Source organism: Helicobacter sp. 219-2, assembly GCF_030053225.1.
In the GTDB taxonomy this organism is placed as follows: Bacteria; Campylobacterota; Campylobacteria; order Campylobacterales; family Helicobacteraceae; genus Helicobacter; species Helicobacter pylori_C.
On record NZ_JASGBS010000001.1, the window covers coordinates 640,806 to 660,018 of the forward strand.

General features: G+C 39.9%; 10 protein-coding genes. 9 read left to right on the top strand and 1 reads right to left on the bottom strand.

What is annotated here, in order from left to right; translation table 11 throughout:
- Positions 1–20: 20 nt before the first annotated feature.
- The 6 genes from imaA to P6280_RS03260 all read left to right on the top strand — a co-directional run bounded on the left by imaA (position 21) and on the right by P6280_RS03260 (position 14,052).
- Complete coding sequence (gene imaA / locus P6280_RS03235; protein WP_283236980.1) at positions 21–8,726, top strand: immunomodulatory autotransporter protein ImaA; 8,706 nt, start codon at positions 21–23, stop codon at positions 8,724–8,726.
- 47 nt (positions 8,727–8,773) lie between these two features.
- Positions 8,774–9,991: a diaminopimelate decarboxylase gene (gene lysA, locus P6280_RS03240; protein ID WP_283236981.1), complete on the top strand. Its 1,218-nt coding sequence runs from the start codon at positions 8,774–8,776 to the stop codon at positions 9,989–9,991.
- 4 nt (positions 9,992–9,995) lie between these two features.
- Entirely contained in the window at positions 9,996–10,286 is a 291-nt protein-coding gene (locus P6280_RS03245) for a chorismate mutase (RefSeq protein WP_001171391.1), read from the top strand.
- Between the two features lie 12 nt (positions 10,287–10,298).
- A complete protein-coding gene (locus tag P6280_RS03250; protein ID WP_283236982.1) occupies positions 10,299–11,171 on the top strand; it encodes a DUF2156 domain-containing protein in 873 nt (290 codons plus the stop codon).
- A complete protein-coding gene (locus P6280_RS03255; RefSeq protein ID WP_283236983.1) occupies positions 11,172–12,857 on the top strand; it encodes a bifunctional chorismate-binding protein/class IV aminotransferase in 1,686 nt (561 codons plus the stop codon).
- Between the two features lie 211 nt (positions 12,858–13,068).
- Positions 13,069–14,052: an aliphatic amidase gene (locus P6280_RS03260; protein WP_349306380.1), complete on the top strand. Its 984-nt coding sequence runs from the start codon at positions 13,069–13,071 to the stop codon at positions 14,050–14,052.
- 82 nt (positions 14,053–14,134) lie between these two features.
- Here the strand turns inward: P6280_RS03260 and flgL are convergent, their stop codons facing one another.
- Positions 14,135–16,621, bottom strand: a complete 2,487-nt coding sequence (gene flgL, locus P6280_RS03265) for a flagellar hook-associated protein FlgL (protein WP_283236985.1) — start codon at positions 16,619–16,621, stop codon at positions 14,135–14,137.
- Positions 16,622–16,851: 230 nt separating this feature from the next.
- On the opposite strand from flgL, the gene rplU reads away from it, so the two are divergent.
- From rplU to P6280_RS03280, 3 genes are all read left to right on the top strand, one after another.
- On the top strand, positions 16,852–17,166 hold the full coding sequence (gene rplU, locus P6280_RS03270; RefSeq protein WP_000119313.1) for a 50S ribosomal protein L21: 315 nt from the start codon (positions 16,852–16,854) through the stop codon (positions 17,164–17,166).
- Between the two features lie 14 nt (positions 17,167–17,180).
- Positions 17,181–17,447 carry a 50S ribosomal protein L27 gene (rpmA, locus tag P6280_RS03275; RefSeq protein WP_000940602.1) on the top strand — a complete coding sequence of 89 codons (267 nt, stop codon included), beginning with the start codon at positions 17,181–17,183 and terminating at the stop codon, positions 17,445–17,447.
- Between the two features lie 116 nt (positions 17,448–17,563).
- Complete coding sequence (locus P6280_RS03280) at positions 17,564–19,213, top strand: ABC transporter substrate-binding protein (protein ID WP_283236986.1); 1,650 nt, start codon at positions 17,564–17,566, stop codon at positions 19,211–19,213.

The following is a 19,213-nucleotide window of genomic DNA, read 5'->3' on the forward strand; positions in this document are numbered from 1 at the left end:
AAATGAGAGGGTAGCATTTAATGAAAAAGTTTAAAAAGAAACCAAAAAGTATCAAACGATCGCATCAAAAAACAATCTTAAAGCGTCCTTTATGGCTTGCACCTTTATTAATCGGTGGGTTTGCTAGTGGGGTGTATGCTGATGGAACAGATATTTTGGGGCTTAGTTGGGGGGAAAAAAGCCAAAAGGTATGCGTGCATCATCCATGGTATGCTATATGGAGTTGCGATAAATGGGAGGAAAAAACACAACAATTCACAGGAAACCAACTCATTACAAAAACTTGGGCAGGGGGTAATGCGGCTAACTACTACCACTCTCAAAACAACCAAGACATCACAGCCAATTTAAAAAATGATAACGGCACTTATTTTTTAAGCGGTCTGTATAACTACACCGGAGGGGAAAATAATGGGGGGAATTTAAATATTGAATTAGGCAGTAACGCTACTTTTGATTTGGGTGCTCATAGTGGGAATAGTTTCACTTCTTGGTATCCTAACGGGCATACTAATATTACTTTTAGCGCTGGGACTATCAATGTGAATAACAGCGTAGAAGTGGGCAATCGTGTGGGATCGGGAGCTGGCACGCACACCGGCACAGCCACTTTAAACTTGAACGCTAATAAGGTCAATATCAATTCCAATATCAGCGCGTTTAAGACTTCGCAAGTGAATGTAGGCAATGCTAACAGCGTTATTACTATCGGTTCGGTTTCTTTAAGTGGGGATGTTTGCAGTTCTTTAGCTCGTGTGGGCGTAGGGGCTAATTGCTCCACTTCTGGGCCTAGCTATTCTTTTAAAGGGACGACTAACGCTACGAATACGACTTTTAGTAATGCAAGCGGCAGTTTCACTTTTGAAGAGAACGCCACTTTTAGCGGGGCGAAATGGAATAGGGGGACTTATACTTTTAATAAAGAGTTTAACGCTACCAATAACACCGCCTTTAACAGCGGTAGTTTTAATTTTAAAGGCGCAAGTTCCTTTAACGGTGCTTCGTTTAGTAACGCTTCCTATACTTTTGAGAATCAAGCCACTTTCCAAAACAGCTCTTTTAATGGGGGGACTTTTACTTTTAATAACCAAACCAATCAAGCTAACAGCACCCAGCACCCCCAAATTCAAAACAGCTCTTTTAGTGGTAATGCTACCACTCTTAAGGGCTTTGTGGATTTCCAGCAAGCCTTTAACAATTCAAACCACCAACTGACAATGCAAAACGCTTCCTTTAATAACGCCACTTTCAACAATACCGGTAAAATCACCATTAATGAGAGCGCGAGTTTTAACGACACGACTTTTAACACTTCTATTAATACAAACAACATGACTATTACCGGTAGCGTTACTTTAAGCGGTAAGAATGATTTGAAAAATGGCTCAACCCTTGATTTTGGGAGTTCTAAAATCACTCTCACTCAAGGGACGACTTTCAACCTCACAAGTTTAGGCAGTGAGAAGAGCGTAACGATTTTAAATTCTAGCGGTGGGATCACTTATAATCATCTTTTAAACCATGCAATCAATGGTTTGACAAACGCCTTAAAAACGAACGAAAACTCTTCAGATCCGCAAAGTTTCGCTCAAGGTTTGTGGGATATGATCACTTACAATGGGGTTACCGGACAGCTTTTGAATGAAAACATCGCGGCCTCTAAACCCGCTGACTCTTCGCCCTCTAAATCCTCTACAAACCCTACGCAAGTCTATCAAGTGGGCTATAAAATAGGGGATACTATCTACAAACTGCAAGAAACTTTTAGCCATAATTCCATCATTATTCAAACTTTAGAGAGCGGGACTTACACGCCACCCCCTGTTATTAGCGGCTCCAAATTTGACTTATCCGCTTCAAATTATATTAATTCTGACATGCCTTGGTATGATCATAAATCTTACATTCCCAAATCCCAAAATTTTACAGAGAGCGGGACTTATTACTTGCCGAGCGTTCAAATATGGGGGAGCTATACTAACTCGTTCAAACAAACCTTTAGCGCGAGTAATAGCAATCTGGTGATCGGGTATAACGCAACTTGGACTGATCATAATGTTTCTTCTAGCGGCACGGTGTCTTTTGGGGACACTTCAGGGAGCGCTCTTAATGGGCATTGCGGGCCTTGGCCCTATTATCAATGCACAGGCACGACTAATGGAACTTATAGCGCTTATCATGTGTATATCACAGCGAATCTGCGTTCTGGCAATCGCATAGGCACGGGTGGGGCAGCTAATCTAATCTTTAATGGGGTAGATAGCGTCAATATCGCTAACGCTACCATCACGCAACATAACGCCGGAATCTATTCAAGCTCTATGACTTTTTCCACGCAAAGCATGGATGATTCGCAGAATTTGAAGGGTTTAAATTCTAACGGCAAGCTTTTGGTGTATGGCACCACTTTCACTAACCACGCTAAAGACGGGAAATTCATTTTCAATGCAGGGCAAGCAGTTTTTGAAAACACCAACTTTAATGGAGGGAGCTATCAATTCAGCGGCGATAGCTTGAATTTTTCAAACAACAACCAGTTTAATAGCGGTTCGTTTGAGATTAGCGCAAAAAGCGCTTCGTTTAATAACGCTAACTTTAATAATAGCGCTTCTTTTAATTTCAATAATTCTAGTGCAACCACTTCGTTTGTGGGGGATTTCACTAACGCTAATTCAAATTTGCAAATCGCCGGGAACGCTGTTTTTGGGAACTCTAATAATGGCTCTCAAAATAACGCTAATTTTAATAATACCGGCTCTGTTAATATTTCAGGGAATGCAGCTTTTGATAATGTGGTGTTTAATAGCCCTACGAACACGAGCGTGAAAGGGCAGGTTACTTTAAATAATATCACTTTAAAAAACCTGAACGCCCCTTTGTCTTTTGGCGATGGGACGATTAGTTTTAACGCTCATTCGGTGATTAATATTGGTGAAGCTATCACTAATGGCAACCCTATCACCCTTGTAAGCTCTTCTAAAGAAATTGAATACAACAACGCTTTTAGCAAAAATCTATGGCAGCTCATCAATTACCAAGGGCATGGGGCAAGCAGTGAAAAACTCGTCTCTAGCGTGGGTAATGGCGTTTATGATGTGGTGTATTCTTTCAATAACCAAACCTACAATTTCCAAGAGATTTTTTCACAAAACAGCATTTCTATCCGGCGTTTGGGCGTTGGCATGGTGTTTGATTATATGGATATGGAAAAATCGGATCACTTATATTATCAAAACGCTCTCGGTTTTATGACCTACATGCCTAATAGCTATAACAATAATTTAGGGAATGCAAACAACACCATTTACTATTACGACAACAGCATTGATTTTTATGCGATCGGGAAAACTCTATTCACTAAGGCGGAATTTTCTCAAACATTCACCGGGCAAAACAGCGCGATCGTTTTTGGGGCTAAAAATATATGGACGAGCTTAAGCGATGCGCCGCAGTCTAATGTGATCATTCGCTTTGGGGACAATAAGGGAGCAGGGAGTAATGATGCGAGCGGGCATTGCTGGAACTTGCAATGCATAGGCTTTATTACAGGGCATTATGAAGCACAAAAGATTTACATCACCGGTAGTATTGAAAGCGGGAACCGCATTTCTAGCGGTGGGGGTGCGAGTCTTAATTTTAACGGGCTTCAAGGCATTCTTTTAACGAACGCGACTTTGTATAACCGTGCCGCTGGCACGCAAAGCTCGTCTATGAATTTTGTTTCTAACAGCGCGAACATTCAGGCTCAAAACTCCTATTTTATAGACGATACCGCGCAAAATAAAGGCAACCCTAATTTCAGTTTCAACGCTTTGAATCTGGATTTTTCTAACAGCTCTTTTAGGGGCTATGTGGGGCAAACGCAATCTGTTTTTAAATTCAATGCCAAGAATGCGATCAGTTTCACCAACAGCACGAATTTAAGCTCTGGTTTGTATCAAATGCAAGCTAAAAGCGTGTTGTTTGACAATTCCAATTTAAGCGTTTCAGTGGGGACAAGCAGTATTAAAGCTAGTGCGATCAATCTTTCTCAAAACGCCTCTATCAATGCGAGCAACCATTCAACCTTAGAGCTTCAAGGCGATTTGAATTTGAACGACACCAGCTCGCTCAACCTCAACCAAAGCGTCATCAATGTTTCCAATAACGCCACGATCAACGATTACGCGAGTTTGATTGTGAATGATGGCTCACGCCTTAATTTTAACGGGACAACCAATTTCAATTCAGAAAATATCACTACGAGTTTGAATCATTCTTCTATCGTGTTTAAGGGAGCGATCTCTTTAGGAGGGCAGTTTAATTTAAGCAATAACTCTTCTTTAGATTTTCAAGGCTCTAGCGCTATCACTTCTAACACGGCGTTTAATTTCTATGATGACGCTTTTTCTCAAAGCCCGATCACTTTCCATCAAGCCCTTGACATTAAAGCGCCCTTAAGTTTGGGAGGCAACCTCTTAACCCCTAACAACAGCAGCGTGCTGAATTTAAAAAACAGCCAGCTTGTTTTCAGCGATCAAGGGAGTTTGAATATCGCTAACATTGATTTACTAAGCGATCTAAACGATAATAAAAATCGGGTGTATAACATCATTCAAGCGGGTATGAATAGTAATTGGTATGAGCGTATCAACTTCTTTGGCATGCGCATCAATGATGGGATCTATGATGCTATTAACCAGACTTATAGTTTCACTAACCCCCTTAATAACGCCCTAAAAATCACCGAGAGCTTTAAAGACAACCAACTAAGCGTTACGCTTTCTCAAATTCCGGGTATTAAAAACACGCTTTATAACATTAGCTCTGAAGTCTTTAACTACCAAAAAGTTTATAACAACGCTAATGGCGTGTATTCTTATAGCGATGATGCAGAAGGCGTGTTTTATCTCGCTAGCAATGTGAAAGGCTATTACAACCCCAACCAATCCTATCAAGCTAACGGCAGCAATAACACCACGAAAAATAATAATCTCATCTCTGAGTCTTCTATCATCTCGCAAACCTATAACGCGCAAGGCAACCCTATTAGCGCGTTGCATGTCTATAACAAGGGCTATAATTTCAATAATATCAAAGCGTTAGGGCAAATGGCTCTCAAACTCTACCCTGAAATCAAAAAGATATTAGGGAATGATTTTTCGCTCTCAAGTTTGAGCGATCTAAACCCTGATGCGCTAAATGAGCTTACCAAACTCATCACGCCTAACGATTGGAAAAACATTAACGAGTTGATTAATAATGCAAATAATTCGGTGGTGCAAAATTTCAATAACGGCGCTTTGATTGTAGGAGCGACTAAAATAGGGCAAACAAACACCAATAGCGCGGTTGTTTTTGGGGGATTAGGCTATCAAAAGCCTTGCGATTACACCGATATTGTATGCCAAAAATTTAGAGGCACTTATTTAGGGCAGCTTTTAGAGTCCAGCTCGGCTGATTTGGGCTATATTGACACGACTTTTAACGCTAAAGAAATTTATCTTACCGGCACTTTAGGGAGTGGGAATGCATGGGGGACTGGGGGGAGCGCGAGCGTAACTTTTAACAGCCAAACTTCGCTCATTCTCAATCAGGCTAATATCGTAAGCTCGCAAACTGATGGGATTTTTAGCATGCTGGGTCAAGAGGGTATTAATAAGGTTTTCAATCAAGCCGGGCTTGCTAATATTTTAGGCGAAGTGGCGATGCAATCCATTAACAAAGCCGGGGGATTAGGGAATTTGATAGCGGATATGTTAGGGAGTGATAGCGTGATTGGAGGGTATTTAACGCCTGAACAAAAAAATCAAACCCTAAGCCAGCTTTTGGGGCAGAATAATTTTGATAACCTCATGAACGATAGCGGTTTGAATGCAGCGATTAAGGATTTAATCAGACAAAAATTAGGCTTTTGGACCGGGCTAGTGGGGGGATTAGCCGGATTGGGGGGCATTGATTTGCAAAACCCTGAAAAGCTTATAGGGAGCATGTCCATCAATGATTTATTGAGTAAAAAAGGGTTGTTCAATCAAATCACCGGCTTTATTTCCGCTAACGATATAGGGCAAGTGATAAGCGTGATATTGCAAGATATTGTCAAACCGAGCGAGGCTTTACAAAACGATGTAGTCGCTTTAGGCAAACAAATGATTGGCGAATTTTTAGGCCAAGACACGCTCAATTCTTTAGAAAGCTTGCTGCAAAACCAGCAGATTAAAAGCGTTTTAGACAAAGTCCTAGCAGCTAAAGGTTTGGGGTCTATTTATGAACAAGGCTTGGGGGATTTGATACCTAGTCTTGGTAAAAAAGGGCTTTTCGCTCCTTATGGCTTGAGCCAAGTGTGGCAAAAAGGGGATTTTAATTTCAATGCGCAAGGCAATGTTTTTGTGCAAAATTCCACTTTCTCTAACGCTAATGGAGGCACGCTTAGTTTTAACGCAGGAAATTCGCTCATTTTTGCCGGAAACAATCATATTTCATTCACTAACCACGCTGGAACGCTTCAATTATTGTCCGATCAAGTTTCTAACATTAACATCACCACGCTTAACGCTAGCAACGGCCTTAAGATTAACGCCGCTAATAACAATGTTTTGGTGTCTCAAGGCAATCTGTTTATCAACGCTAGCTGCGCACAACAAAGCGATCCAACTACAGCTAATATTGCAAACCCTTGCGCACTTAACGCCCAAAGCGCAAATGGCGCTTCTTCTAGTAATGCGTCAAATAACGCGCCAATCGCCTTGAACAATAACGATGAGAGCTTGATGGTTACGGCGAATGATTTCAATTTTTCAGGCAATATTTACGCTAATGGGGTGGTTGATTTTTCAAAAGTTAAAGGCTCTGCAAACATTAAAAACCTGTATCTTTACAATAACGCTCAATTCCAAGCCAACAACCTCACTATTTCCAATCAAGCGGTATTAGAAAAAAACGCCAGCTTTACAGCCAATAATTTAAACATTCAAGGGGCGTTTAACAATAACGCCACGCAAAAAATAGAGGTGCTTCAAAATTTAGTGATCGCTTCAAACGCTTCTTTAAGCACCGGGATTTATGGGTTAGGAGTAGGGGGGGCTTTGAATCATTTTGGAGCGATCCATTTTAATTTAGAAAATATCCAAACGCCAACGCCACTCATTCAAGCAGAGGGGATCATTAATCTCAACACCACCCAAACGCCTTTTATGAATATTAATAACAGCATAGCGAATAACACGACTTACACTTTATTGAAAAGCAGCCGTTACATTGATTACAACATCAACCCCAACAGCTTGCAATCGTATTTGAAACTCTATACCTTAATCAATATCAACGGAAACCACATAGAGGAAAAAAACGGCGCATTGACTTATTTGGGCCAACGGGTTTTGTTGCAAGATAAGGGGTTATTATTGAGTGTAGCGCTGCCTGACTCAAACAACGCCTCCCAAAACAACATTTTAAGCCTTTCTGTTCTTCATAACCAGATTAAAATGTCTTACGGCGATAAAGTGATGGATTTTACCCCCCCTACTTTACAAGATTACATTGTGGGCATTCAAGGGCAAAGCGCATTGAATCAAATTGAAGCTGTTGGGGGGAACGCTATCAAGTGGCTTTCAACATTGATGATGGAGACTAAAGAAAACCCGCTTTTTGCGCCGATTTATTTAAAAAACCACTCTTTGAATGAAATCTTAGGCGTGGCTAAAGATCTTTTAAACACCGCGAGCTTGATTTCTAACCCTAATTTTAGAAATAACGCTACCAATCTTTTAGAATTGGCGAGTTACACCCAACAAACCAGCCGTTTGACAAAACTCTCTGATTTTAGGGCTAGAGAGGGAGAGTCTGATTTTTCTTTGTTAGAGCTTAAAAACAAGCGTTTTAGCGATCCTAACCCTGGAGAGGTTTTTGTCAAACACTCTCAACTTAGCAAACACCAAAATAACCTTTGGGTTCAAGGGATTGGGGGAGCGAGCTTTATTTCTGGGGGCAATGGCACGCTTTATGGCTTGAATGTGGGCTATGACAGGTTGGTTAAAAATGTGATCCTTGGGGGTTATGTGGCTTATGGGTATAGCGGTTTTAATGGGAATATCATGCATTCTTTGGCTAATAATGTGGATGTGGGGATGTATGCGAGGGCTTTTTTAAAAAGAAACGAATTCACTTTGAGCGCGAATGAAACTTATGGGGGCAATGCAAGCAATATCAATTCTTCTAATTCCTTGCTTTCTGTGTTGAACCAACGCTATAGTTACAACACCTGGACAACGAGCGTGAACGGGAATTATGGCTATGATTTCATGTTCAAACAAAAAAGCGTGGTGTTAAAACCTCAAGTAGGCTTGAGCTATTACTTCATAGGCTTGAGTGGGATGAAAGGCAATGATGCCGCTTACAAACAATTTCTCATGCATTCAAACCCCTCTAACGAATCGGTTTTAACGCTCAACATGGGGTTGGAGAGCCGTAAATATTTTGGTAAAAATTCCTATTATTTTGTAACGGCGAGACTAGGTAGGGATCTTTTGATCAAATCTAAAGGCGGCAATGTGGTGCGTTTTGTGGGCGAAAACACTTTATTGTATCGCAAGGGGGAAGTTTTTAACACTTTTGCGAGCGTGATTACAGGGGGCGAAATGCATTTGTGGCGTTTGATGTATGTGAATGCGGGGGTGGGGCTTAATATGGGCTTGCAATACCAAGACATTAATATAACCGGGAATGTGGGCATGCGAGTGGCGTTTTAGCTTTTTTGCTATAATGCCTCGTTCAAATTTTATAGTTAGGTTTTTCTATGTTGAATTATGAAGAGCTGTTTCAAACTCACAAAACCCCTTTTTATCTCTATGATTTTGACAAAATCAAACAGGCTTTTTTGAATTATAAAGAAGCGTTTAAGGGGCGTAAATCTTTGATTTGCTACGCTTTAAAGGCGAATTCCAATTTGAGTATCCTCTCTTTATTAGCCCATTTAGAGAGCGGGGCGGATTGCGTTTCCATAGGCGAGATACACAGGGCTTTAAAAGCCGGGATCAAGCCTTATAGGATCGTGTTTAGCGGGGTGGGTAAGAGTGCATTTGAAATAGAACAAGCCCTAAAACTCAACATTTTATTTTTGAATGTAGAAAGTTTTATGGAATTAACAACGATTGAAACAATCGCTCAATCTTTAGGGATAAAGGCTAGGATTTCCATTCGAATCAACCCTAATATTGACGCTAAAACGCACCCCTATATTTCTACCGGTTTGAAAGAAAATAAGTTTGGCGTGGGAGAAAAAGAAGCTTTAGAAATGTTTCTTTGGGCTAAAAAAAGCGCGTTTTTAGAGCCTGTTAGCGTGCATTTTCATATCGGCTCACAGCTTTTAGATTTAGAGCCGATTATAGAAGCGAGCCAAAAGGTGGCTAAAATCGCTAAATCTTTGATCGCGCTAGGGATAGATTTGCGTTTTTTTGATGTGGGCGGAGGGATTGGCGTGAGCTATGAAAATGAGGAAACGATTAAGCTTTATGATTACGCGCAAGGGATTTTAAACGTGCTTCAAGGCTTGGATTTGACCATTATTTGTGAGCCGGGCCGATCCATCGTGGCTGAGAGTGGGGAATTGATCACGCAGGTTTTGTATGAAAAAAAGGCTCAAAACAAGCGCTTTGTGATTGTAGATGCGGGCATGAATGATTTTTTACGCCCCAGTTTGTATCATGCTAAGCATGCTATAAGGGTTATAACGCCATCTAAGGGGCGTAAGATCTCGCCTTGCGATGTGGTAGGGCCTGTGTGTGAGAGCAGCGACACTTTTTTAAAAGACGCCAATTTGCCAGAATTAGAGCCAGGCGATAAATTAGTCATAGAAAAGGTTGGGGCTTATGGCTCTAGCATGGCCAGTCAATACAATTCACGCCCCAAACTTTTAGAATTAGCCCTAGAAGATCACAAAATCAGAGTGATAAGAAAAAGAGAGGCTTTAGAAGATTTATGGCGGTTAGAAGAAGAAGGCTTAAAAGGGGTTTGATTAGATGCAAAAGAATTTGGATAGTCTTTTAGAAAATTTAAGGGCTGAAATTGATGCGTTGGATAATGAATTGAGCGATCTTTTAGACAAACGCTTAGAAATCGCTTTAAAAATCGCTCTCATCAAACAAGAAAGCCCCATTTATTGCCCTAAAAGAGAGCGAGAAATTTTAAAACGACTCAGCCAAAGGGATTTCAAGCATTTGAATGGAGAAATTCTTACGGGTTTTTATACAGAGGTTTTTAAGATTTCTAGAAAATTTCAAGAAAACGCCCTAAAAGAGTTAAAGAAATAAAAGAGAGTTGCCATGTTTGAAAAAATTACCCTAGCGCATAAGGACTTGTTTTCAAGGTTTTTAAGCACTCAAAAAATCGTTTTATCGGATGTGAGTTTTACCAATTGCTTTTTATGGCAGCACGCAAGGCTTATTCAAGTGGCGGTGATTAGGGATTGTTTGGTGATTCAAACCACTTATGAAAATCAAAAACCCTTTTATTTCTATCCTATCGGTAAGAATGCGCATGAATGCGTAAAAGAGCTTTTGAAATTAGAAAAAAATTTAAGATTCCACTCTTTGACTTTAGAGCAAAGAGACGATTTGAAAGACAATTTTATAGGGGTGTTTGATTTCACTTACAACAGAGACAGGAGCGATTATGTTTATTCTGTTGAAGAATTGATCGCTTTAAAAGGGAAAAAATACCATAAGAAAAAAAACCACCTAAACCAGTTTTTAACCAATTGCGCGAATTTTGTTTATGAAAAAATTTCTTCTCAAAACAGAAAGGAAGTTTTAGAAGTCTCTAAAGAATGGTTTTTAGAAAGCCAGACAGATGATATAGGGCTAATCAATGAAAATAAGGGCATTCAAAGCGTGTTAGAAAATTATGAAAGCTTGGATGTGAAAGGGGGGTTAGTTAGGGTTAATGGAGAAATAGTTTCGTTTAGTTTTGGAGAAGTTTTAAACGAAGAGACCGCGCTCATTCACATTGAAAAAGCCCGCGCAGATATTGCAGGCGCGTATCAAATCATCAACCAGCAATTGCTTTTGAATGAATTTAGCCATTTGACTTACGCTAACAGAGAAGAAGATCTGGGGTTAGAGGGCTTGAGAAGGGCTAAAATGAGCTATAACCCGGTGTTTTTGATAGACAAATACGAAGCCGTTGCTAAAAATTAAATGATTTTTGGGGATTTTAAATATCAAAAAAGGATTAAAAAACTCACAGCCACCAATCTTAATGAGCTGAAAAACGCCCTGGATTTCATCTCTCAAAATAGGGGGAATGGGTATTTTGTGGGGTATCTTTTATACGAAGCGCGCTTAGCGTTTTTAGATGAAAATTTTCAAAGCCAAACCCCTTTTTTGTATTTTGAACAATTTTTAGAAAGAAAAAAATATTCTTTAGAGCCTTTAAAAGAGCATGCGTTTTACCCCAAAATCCACAGCTCTTTAGATCAAAAAACTTATTTCAAGCAGTTTAAAGCCGTCAAAGAATATCTCAAAAACGGCGATACCTATCAAGTGAATCTCACAATGGATTTATTTTTAGACACTAAAGCCAAGCTGGAGCGCGTTTTTAAGGAAGTGATACACAACCAAAACACGCCTTTTAAGGCTTTTATAGAAAATGAATTTGGGAGCGTTTTAAGCTTTTCGCCGGAATTGTTTTTTGAATTAGAGTTTTTAGATACAGCGATTAAGATTGTCACAAAACCTATGAAAGGCACGATCGCTCGCTCAAATAACCCCTTAATAGATGAAAAAAACCGATTGTTTTTGCAAAATGATGACAAAAATAGAAGTGAAAATGTGATGATTGTGGATTTACTGCGTAACGATTTGAGCCGTTTAGCCTTAAAAAATAGCGTGAAAGTCAATCAATTGTTTGAAATCATCAGCTTGCCTAGCGTGTATCAAATGATAAGCGAGATTGAAGCGAAATTGCCCCTAAAAACCAGCTTGTTTGAGATTTTTAAGGCGTTGTTCCCTTGCGGCTCTGTGACCGGATGCCCTAAAATAAAAACCATGCAAATCATTGAAAGTTTAGAAAAACGCCCTAGGGGGGTGTATTGCGGGGCGATAGGCGTGGTTGAAGAAAAAAAAGCCCTTTTTAGCGTGCCTATCCGCACTTTAGAAAAAAGAGCGCGCGAAGATTTTTTGCATTTGGGGGTAGGGAGTGGGGTAACTTATAAAAGTAAAGCACCCAAAGAATACGAAGAGAGCTTTTTAAAATCCTTTTTTGTGATGCCCAAAATAGAATTTGAGATTGTAGAAACGATGAAAATTGTCAAAAGGGATCAAAAATTAGAGATTAACAATAAAAACGCCCATAAAGAACGCTTAATGAATAGCGCCCAGTATTTCAATTTCAAACATGATGAAAATCTTTTAGACTTTGAATTAGAAAAAGAAGGGGTTTTAAGGGTTTTACTCAATAAAAAGGGCAAGCTCATTAAAGAATACAAAGCCTTAGAGCCTTTAAAAAGCTTAGAAATTCGTTTGAGTGAAGCCCCCATTGATAAGCATAATGATTTTTTATACCATAAGACCACTTATGCCCCTTTTTATCAAAACGCCCGAGTGCTCATTAAAAAAGGCGTTATTTTTGATGAAATCTTTTATAACCAGGATTTGGAACTCACTGAAGGCGCTAGGAGCAATCTTATTTTAGAAATCCATAACAGGCTTTTAACCCCTTATTTTAGTGCGGGCGCGTTAAATGGGACGGGTGTGATGGGATTGTTAAGAAAGGGTCTTGTTGGGCATGCCCCTTTAAAATTACAAGACTTGCAAAGAGCGGCTAAAATCTATTGCATCAATGCGCTATATGGCTTAGTGGAAGTGAAAATCAAACAACCATAAAGCGGCTAAAACCTCATTTTTTAGAAATAGGTTACTAAATAGATCAAAAAATTAAAACTCGCCCACAATAATGATTAAAGTTTTCATATTCATTATAGATCCATTTACACAACTATTTTATAAATTCAAATAGAGGGTTTGTAGGAACTCTCAATCAAAAAATAAGGAACATAACATGAGACATGGAGATATTAGTAGCAGCCCAGATACTGTGGGTGTAGCGGTAGTTAATTATAAGATGCCTAGACTCCACACTAAGAATGAGGTGTTGGAAAATTGTCGCAATATCGCTAAGGTGATTGGTGGGGTCAAACAGGGTCTGCCCGGGTTGGATCTGATTATTTTCCCCGAATACAGCACGCATGGGATTATGTATGACAGACAAGAAATGTTTGACACAGCCGCAAGTATTCCTGGAGAAGAAACCGCAATCTTTGCTGAGGCTTGTAAGAAAAACAAGGTTTGGGGAGTGTTCTCTTTGACGGGGGAAAAACACGAGCAAGCTAAAAAGAATCCCTATAACACTTTGATTCTTGTCAATGATAAGGGTGAGATCGTGCAAAAATACCGCAAAATCTTGCCTTGGTGCCCTATTGAATGCTGGTATCCTGGGGATAAAACTTATGTGGTTGATGGGCCTAAGGGCTTGAAAGTTTCTTTGATTATTTGCGATGATGGTAACTACCCTGAAATTTGGCGCGATTGCGCGATGCGTGGGGCAGAACTCATTGTGCGCTGTCAGGGTTACATGTATCCGGCTAAGGAGCAACAAATTGCGATCGTGAAAGCTATGGCGTGGGCTAATCAATGTTATGTAGCGGTAGCGAATGCGACCGGCTTTGATGGGGTGTATTCCTATTTTGGGCATTCTAGCATTATTGGTTTTGACGGGCATACTTTGGGCGAATGCGGGGAAGAAGAAAATGGTATTCAATACGCTCAACTTTCTGTGCAACAAATCCGTGATGCGAGGAAATACGACCAAAGCCAAAACCAACTCTTCAAACTCTTACACAGAGGTTATAGTGGGGTTTTTGCTAGTGGTGATGGGGATAAGGGTGTGGCGGAATGCCCTTTTGAGTTCTATAAGACTTGGGTTAATGACCCCAAAAAAGCTCAAGAAAATGTAGAAAAAATCACTCGCCCAAGCGTGGGTGTGGCCGCTTGTCCTGTGGGCGATTTGCCCACGAAATAAAGGGCAAAAGGAGGGGGGCTTCATAGAAGCTTAAAAGCGTTTTTAATATCTTTTTTTAGAACGCTTAAAAACCACCAAAAAGTTACAAATATTTCGTTAAAGACAAATTATTGATTTTGTTCGTGGAAGCCAGAACAGCGTTATAATTGTTAGTGAGATTGGAAAACTTGTTATAAGTTTCTGCCATATCTGTGCCGGTCGTTTCCCCACGAATGCTTTGAACTTGCGTTTTTAAAACTTCATTACGCCTGATAATGTTCTCAAACGCTTTACCATGAGCGCCGTTTTTAGCGATCATTTTTTCTATGTGATCGCTCAAGTGATCTATAAGGGTGATGCCGTTTTGAATGCCTAAATTACGCATGTCGCTAGAGTAAGTATCCCCTAAAGCGTCCGGGCGATAAATCCCTTTTCTTACAGAAGTGATGGTATTTTCTAATTGATCAAAAAAATTCACGCTTGGCTTGTCAATAATGAGGGCGTTATTAGCGTTTAATTTAAGGCTTGGTTTGTCGCTGTGCAAGGCGTTTTGAGAAAAATCATTCGCGTCTTTATCAAAAAGCATGAACTGCATTTTGGTGTTTGAATGCATGTTGTCTTGGATGATGACTTTTCCCTCTTCATTCAAATTAATAGAAAGGTTGTCTTTAGCTTGTTTTAACAATTCAATAAAGCGCTCCTTGCTTTCTTTGGAAGTAGGGTTATCGCTGATTTGTTGGTAGATGGCGGGGTCAGTGTTGCTGTAATTGAGCGCGATACTCATCGCATCCATAAGTTGCCTGTAAGTTACTTCATTGGGTTTGGAAGCTTGAATATCAGCGGTTGTGGGGTCATAAAGCGGGATTTTAATGCCATTAGGCAAACTCAAAAAAGCCCCATTATTATCCAAGATCATTTGCGCTTTTAAAAACGAACCATTCACATCGTTTAATTTCATGTTAAAAACGCTATTTTCTAAACTCCCCTTAGCGGCTTCACTCAGTTTAGTAGAGCCATTAGCCGCACCATTTTGAGCGATTTGAGCGACATTGCTTTCTAATTTTGCCCCTTCTTTATTGAAATAGGTTTTTTGGTATTCGCTCGCGTTATTAGTAGGAATGCCGGCCACTTCTAGCCCTTTTTGATCTAGAGTGCTTAAAGTCAAAGAAATAGGCGATTGGTTAGAAGAATTGTCAATGATCCTCAAACGCCCGTTTGTTCCAATTTCCACATCCACTTCATCATTAAAGCGTTCTTTAATCGCATCTTTCAAATCTTTAATCGTAGAATTTTTCACGTCTAAAAGAATGGGAATATCCAAATTAATAGGGAGGTTTGGGATTTTAATAGCGCTTGTTTCGCCCAAACGGCTGGCGTTGATTTTTAAAGTTTCCACGCTGTCGCCAAAAATTTCGCTCAATTTAGTGTTTTTGTTGGCTAAAACATTGTCTTTAGTTACAAACACGCTAGGGATTTCAAGCACTTTAGGATTATACATGTTAGGCACCGCTTTAACTTGGCTCAAGCTCCTATCCGTTACAAACGCGCTTTTGACGTATTCAGTAACCCTTTTACCGCTTGAACGCAAGGCGTCTAAATCATCAAAATCCCCATCGCTAGAAATCAAATGGAAATCCAAATTTTCACTGCCAGGCGTTAGGTTTTTGATCTCAATTTGCCCCCAATTATTCAAACTCACATCCACGACTTTGTTTTGCGAAGTGTTCCCGTAAGCATGACCGATTTTATCCAACAAATCGCTCACTTTAGTCGCGCTTTCTTTGTTCTGGTAGGCTTTATCCAATGCGAATTTTTCTTTAAAACTAGAGCCATCAGGCCTAACGCCTTGCAAATAAAAAAACTCTTTAGGGTCGTTGGTGGGGTCTTTATCGTTATCGCCGATGAGTTCTCGCAAGGTATCACCGGGTTTAATAAAAACTTCTTCAGGTAATGAAGAATGCTCTAAAGCGTCCATCACATCAGGGTGGAGCTTGTTTTGATTGAGTAATTTAATGTTGGTGGTGATGAGTTTGTGCTTGTCTTTATCTGCGCCTAAAAACAAATCTTGCCCGCTGATATTATAAGGCACAAGGTTATCAGAGCTGATTAGCGCGTTTAAATCTTCGCCATTGCCATGGTATTTCCCATTACTATCAATGGGAGGTCTATCCACCTTACTGCCCCCAAATAAAAATTCCCCCCCTATAGAGGTGTTAGCGACATTCATCATATGCTCCCTCAAGCGTTCTAAATCGTTAGCGATAGCGGCGCGAGAAGTCTCTGAATGCACATCGTTAGCGGATTGGATGAGCTTGGTTTTAAATGTCTCCATCGTTTTAGAAAATTCTTGCAAGGCTTTGTCAGTATTGAGTGTTGAAGTGTAAGCGTTTTGAGCTACATCAATGCCTTGATCTAAGGTGTTTTCTTCGTATTGGAATTTTAAATTCTGATTGTTAATGTCGCTGTTTTGATAGCCATAACGGATTTTTAGCCCTGAAGCGATCTGCGTGTTAGCGTCGTTGATTTTATTTTGTAAAGCGTTTTGATAGTTATTCATTTGGTTGTATTTTGAGCCAAAGGTAACGCGCATGATCAAATCCTTATTGGTTTTTTAACAAACAAGCTAAAAGTATTCCAAAACAAGTTAATAACAATTGTGAGCGGTTTGGTGGGGTAATAATGCGGGGTTAAATGGGGTTATTTTGAGTAAAAAAATTCTTTTAATAGGAATTTAATCTAAATTTAAAGTTAAATTTTAGCAAATACTCACTATAATAAGCGTTTATTTTAAAAAGAGCGTTCAATTTTTAAGGAATAGAAATGTCATACGCAATATTCAAGCATGGCGGTAAGCAATATAAAGTCGTTGAAGGCGATATTGTTTTATTGGATAAAATAAATAAAGAGCCTAAGGCTTTAGTGGAATTAGTGGAAGTGTTAGCTGTATCCAAAGAGGGCAAACTCTCTTGCGGGAAGCCCTTTGTGAATGGGGCTAAAATTGAAGCGGAAGTGATCAATGAAGGGCGCGGCAAAAAAGTCATCACTTTCAAAAAACGCCGCCGAAAAGACAGCAAAACCAAGCGTGGTTTTAGAAGAGATTTCACTCGTGTGAGAATCACTAAAATTGTAGCATAAAGGAGTATTAAACAATGGCACACAAGAAAGGTCAAGGGAGTACGCAGAATAACAGAGATTCTGCAGGAAGGCGCTTAGGCGTGAAAAAATTTGGCTCAGAATTTGTGAGAGCAGGGAATATTATCGTGCGCCAAAGAGGCACTAAAATACATCCGGGTAATAATGTGGGCATGGGGAAAGACCATACCTTATACGCGCTCATAGATGGCGTTGTGAAGTTTGAGCATAAAGACAGAAACCGCAAAAAGGTTTCTGTGGTTAGTCAAAATTTTGGGGAGTAGGGTAACCTTTAAAGGTCAATTAAACCTTTAGGTGTTTGTTAAACACCTATAAACGCCATAAAATATTTATAATTTAGATCTCTATCCTTTATAGAATTTGTTGTGGAGATTGGCTTATGAATAATGTTTTTGTTAAGGGTTTGTTTTTTTTTCTTTTGTTGTTTGGGTTTTTTTTGAAAGCCTCAGAAAGCCCAAACGCTACTCTTAATCCATCTAAAGAAAATGTTTCCGTTGAAGAGCAAAAGCGTTTTGGAGGCGTTTTAGTTTTTGCTAGAGGCGCTGATGGCTCAAGCATGGATCCTGCCTTAGTAACTGATGGCGAAAGCTATGTGGCAACGGGCAATATTTATGACACGCTCGTGCAATTCAAATACGGCACCACAGAAATTGAACCCGGATTAGCAACAAGCTGGGAAATATCCCCAGATGGTCTTGTATATACCTTTCATTTACGCAAAGGGGTTTATTTCCACCAGACGAAGTATTGGAATAAAAAAGTAGAGTTTAGCGCTAAAGATGTGCTGTTTTCGTTTGAGCGCCAGATGGATAAGGCTAAACGATACTATAGCCCAGGGGCTAAAAGCTATAAGTATTGGGAAGGCATGGGCATGTCTCATATTATCAAAAGCATTGAAGCTTTAGATGATTACACGATCAGATTCACGCTTAATGGGCCAGAAGCCCCGTTTTTAGCCAATTTAGGCATGGATTTTTTGAGCATTTTGAGTAAGGATTACGCTGATTATTTAGAACAAAATAATAAAAAAGACGAGTTGGCTAAAAAACCTATTGGGACAGGGCCTTTCAAATTCTTTTTATGGAATAAAGATGAGAAAATCATTCTTCTAAAAAATCAGGATTATTGGGGGCCTAAAGCTTATTTGGATAAGGTGGTGGTGCGCACCATTCCTAATTCTTCCACTCGCGCTTTAGCGCTACGCACCGGTGAAATCATGCTCATGACCGGGCCTAACCTTAATGAAGTGGAGCAGTTAGAAAAACTTCCTAATGTCGTGGTGGATAAAAGCCCCGGGTTGTTGGCGAGTTGGCTTTCATTGAACACGCAAAAAAAGTATTTTAATAACCCTTTGGTGCGTTTGGCTATCAACCATGCGATTAATGTGGATGATTACATTAAGGTGATTTATGAAGGCTTTGCCCAAAAGATGGTCAATCCTTTCCCGCCCACTATATGGGGTTATAACTACAACATCAAACCCTATGAATACGATTTGAAAAAGGCTAAAGAATTATTGAAAGAAGCGGGGTATCCTAACGGCTTTAAAACCACCATTTTTACCACTTCCACTCGTAACCCAAAAGGAGCGGTGTTCATACAAGCGAGCCTAGCTAAAATTGGCATTGATGTGAAAATTGAAGTGTATGAATGGGGGGCTTATTTGAAAAGAACGGGCTTAGGCGAGCATGAAATGGCGTTTGCAGGCTGGATGGCAGACATTGCGGATCCGGATAATTTCTTATACACCTTATGGAGCAAGCAAGCCGCTTCAGCCATACCCACTCAAAATGGTTCCTTTTATAAGAGTGACGCCTTTTCAGATCTTCTTTTAAAGGCTAAACGGGTTTCTGATCAAAAGGAGAGGGAAGCCCTTTATTTAAAGGCTCAAGAAATTATCCATAAAGATGCGCCCTATGTGCCTTTAGCTTATCCTTATTCGGTGGTGCCGCATTTGTCTAAAGTGAAAGGCTATAAAACGACCGGAGTGAGCGTGAATCGCTTCTTTAAGGTGTATTTAGAAAAGTAA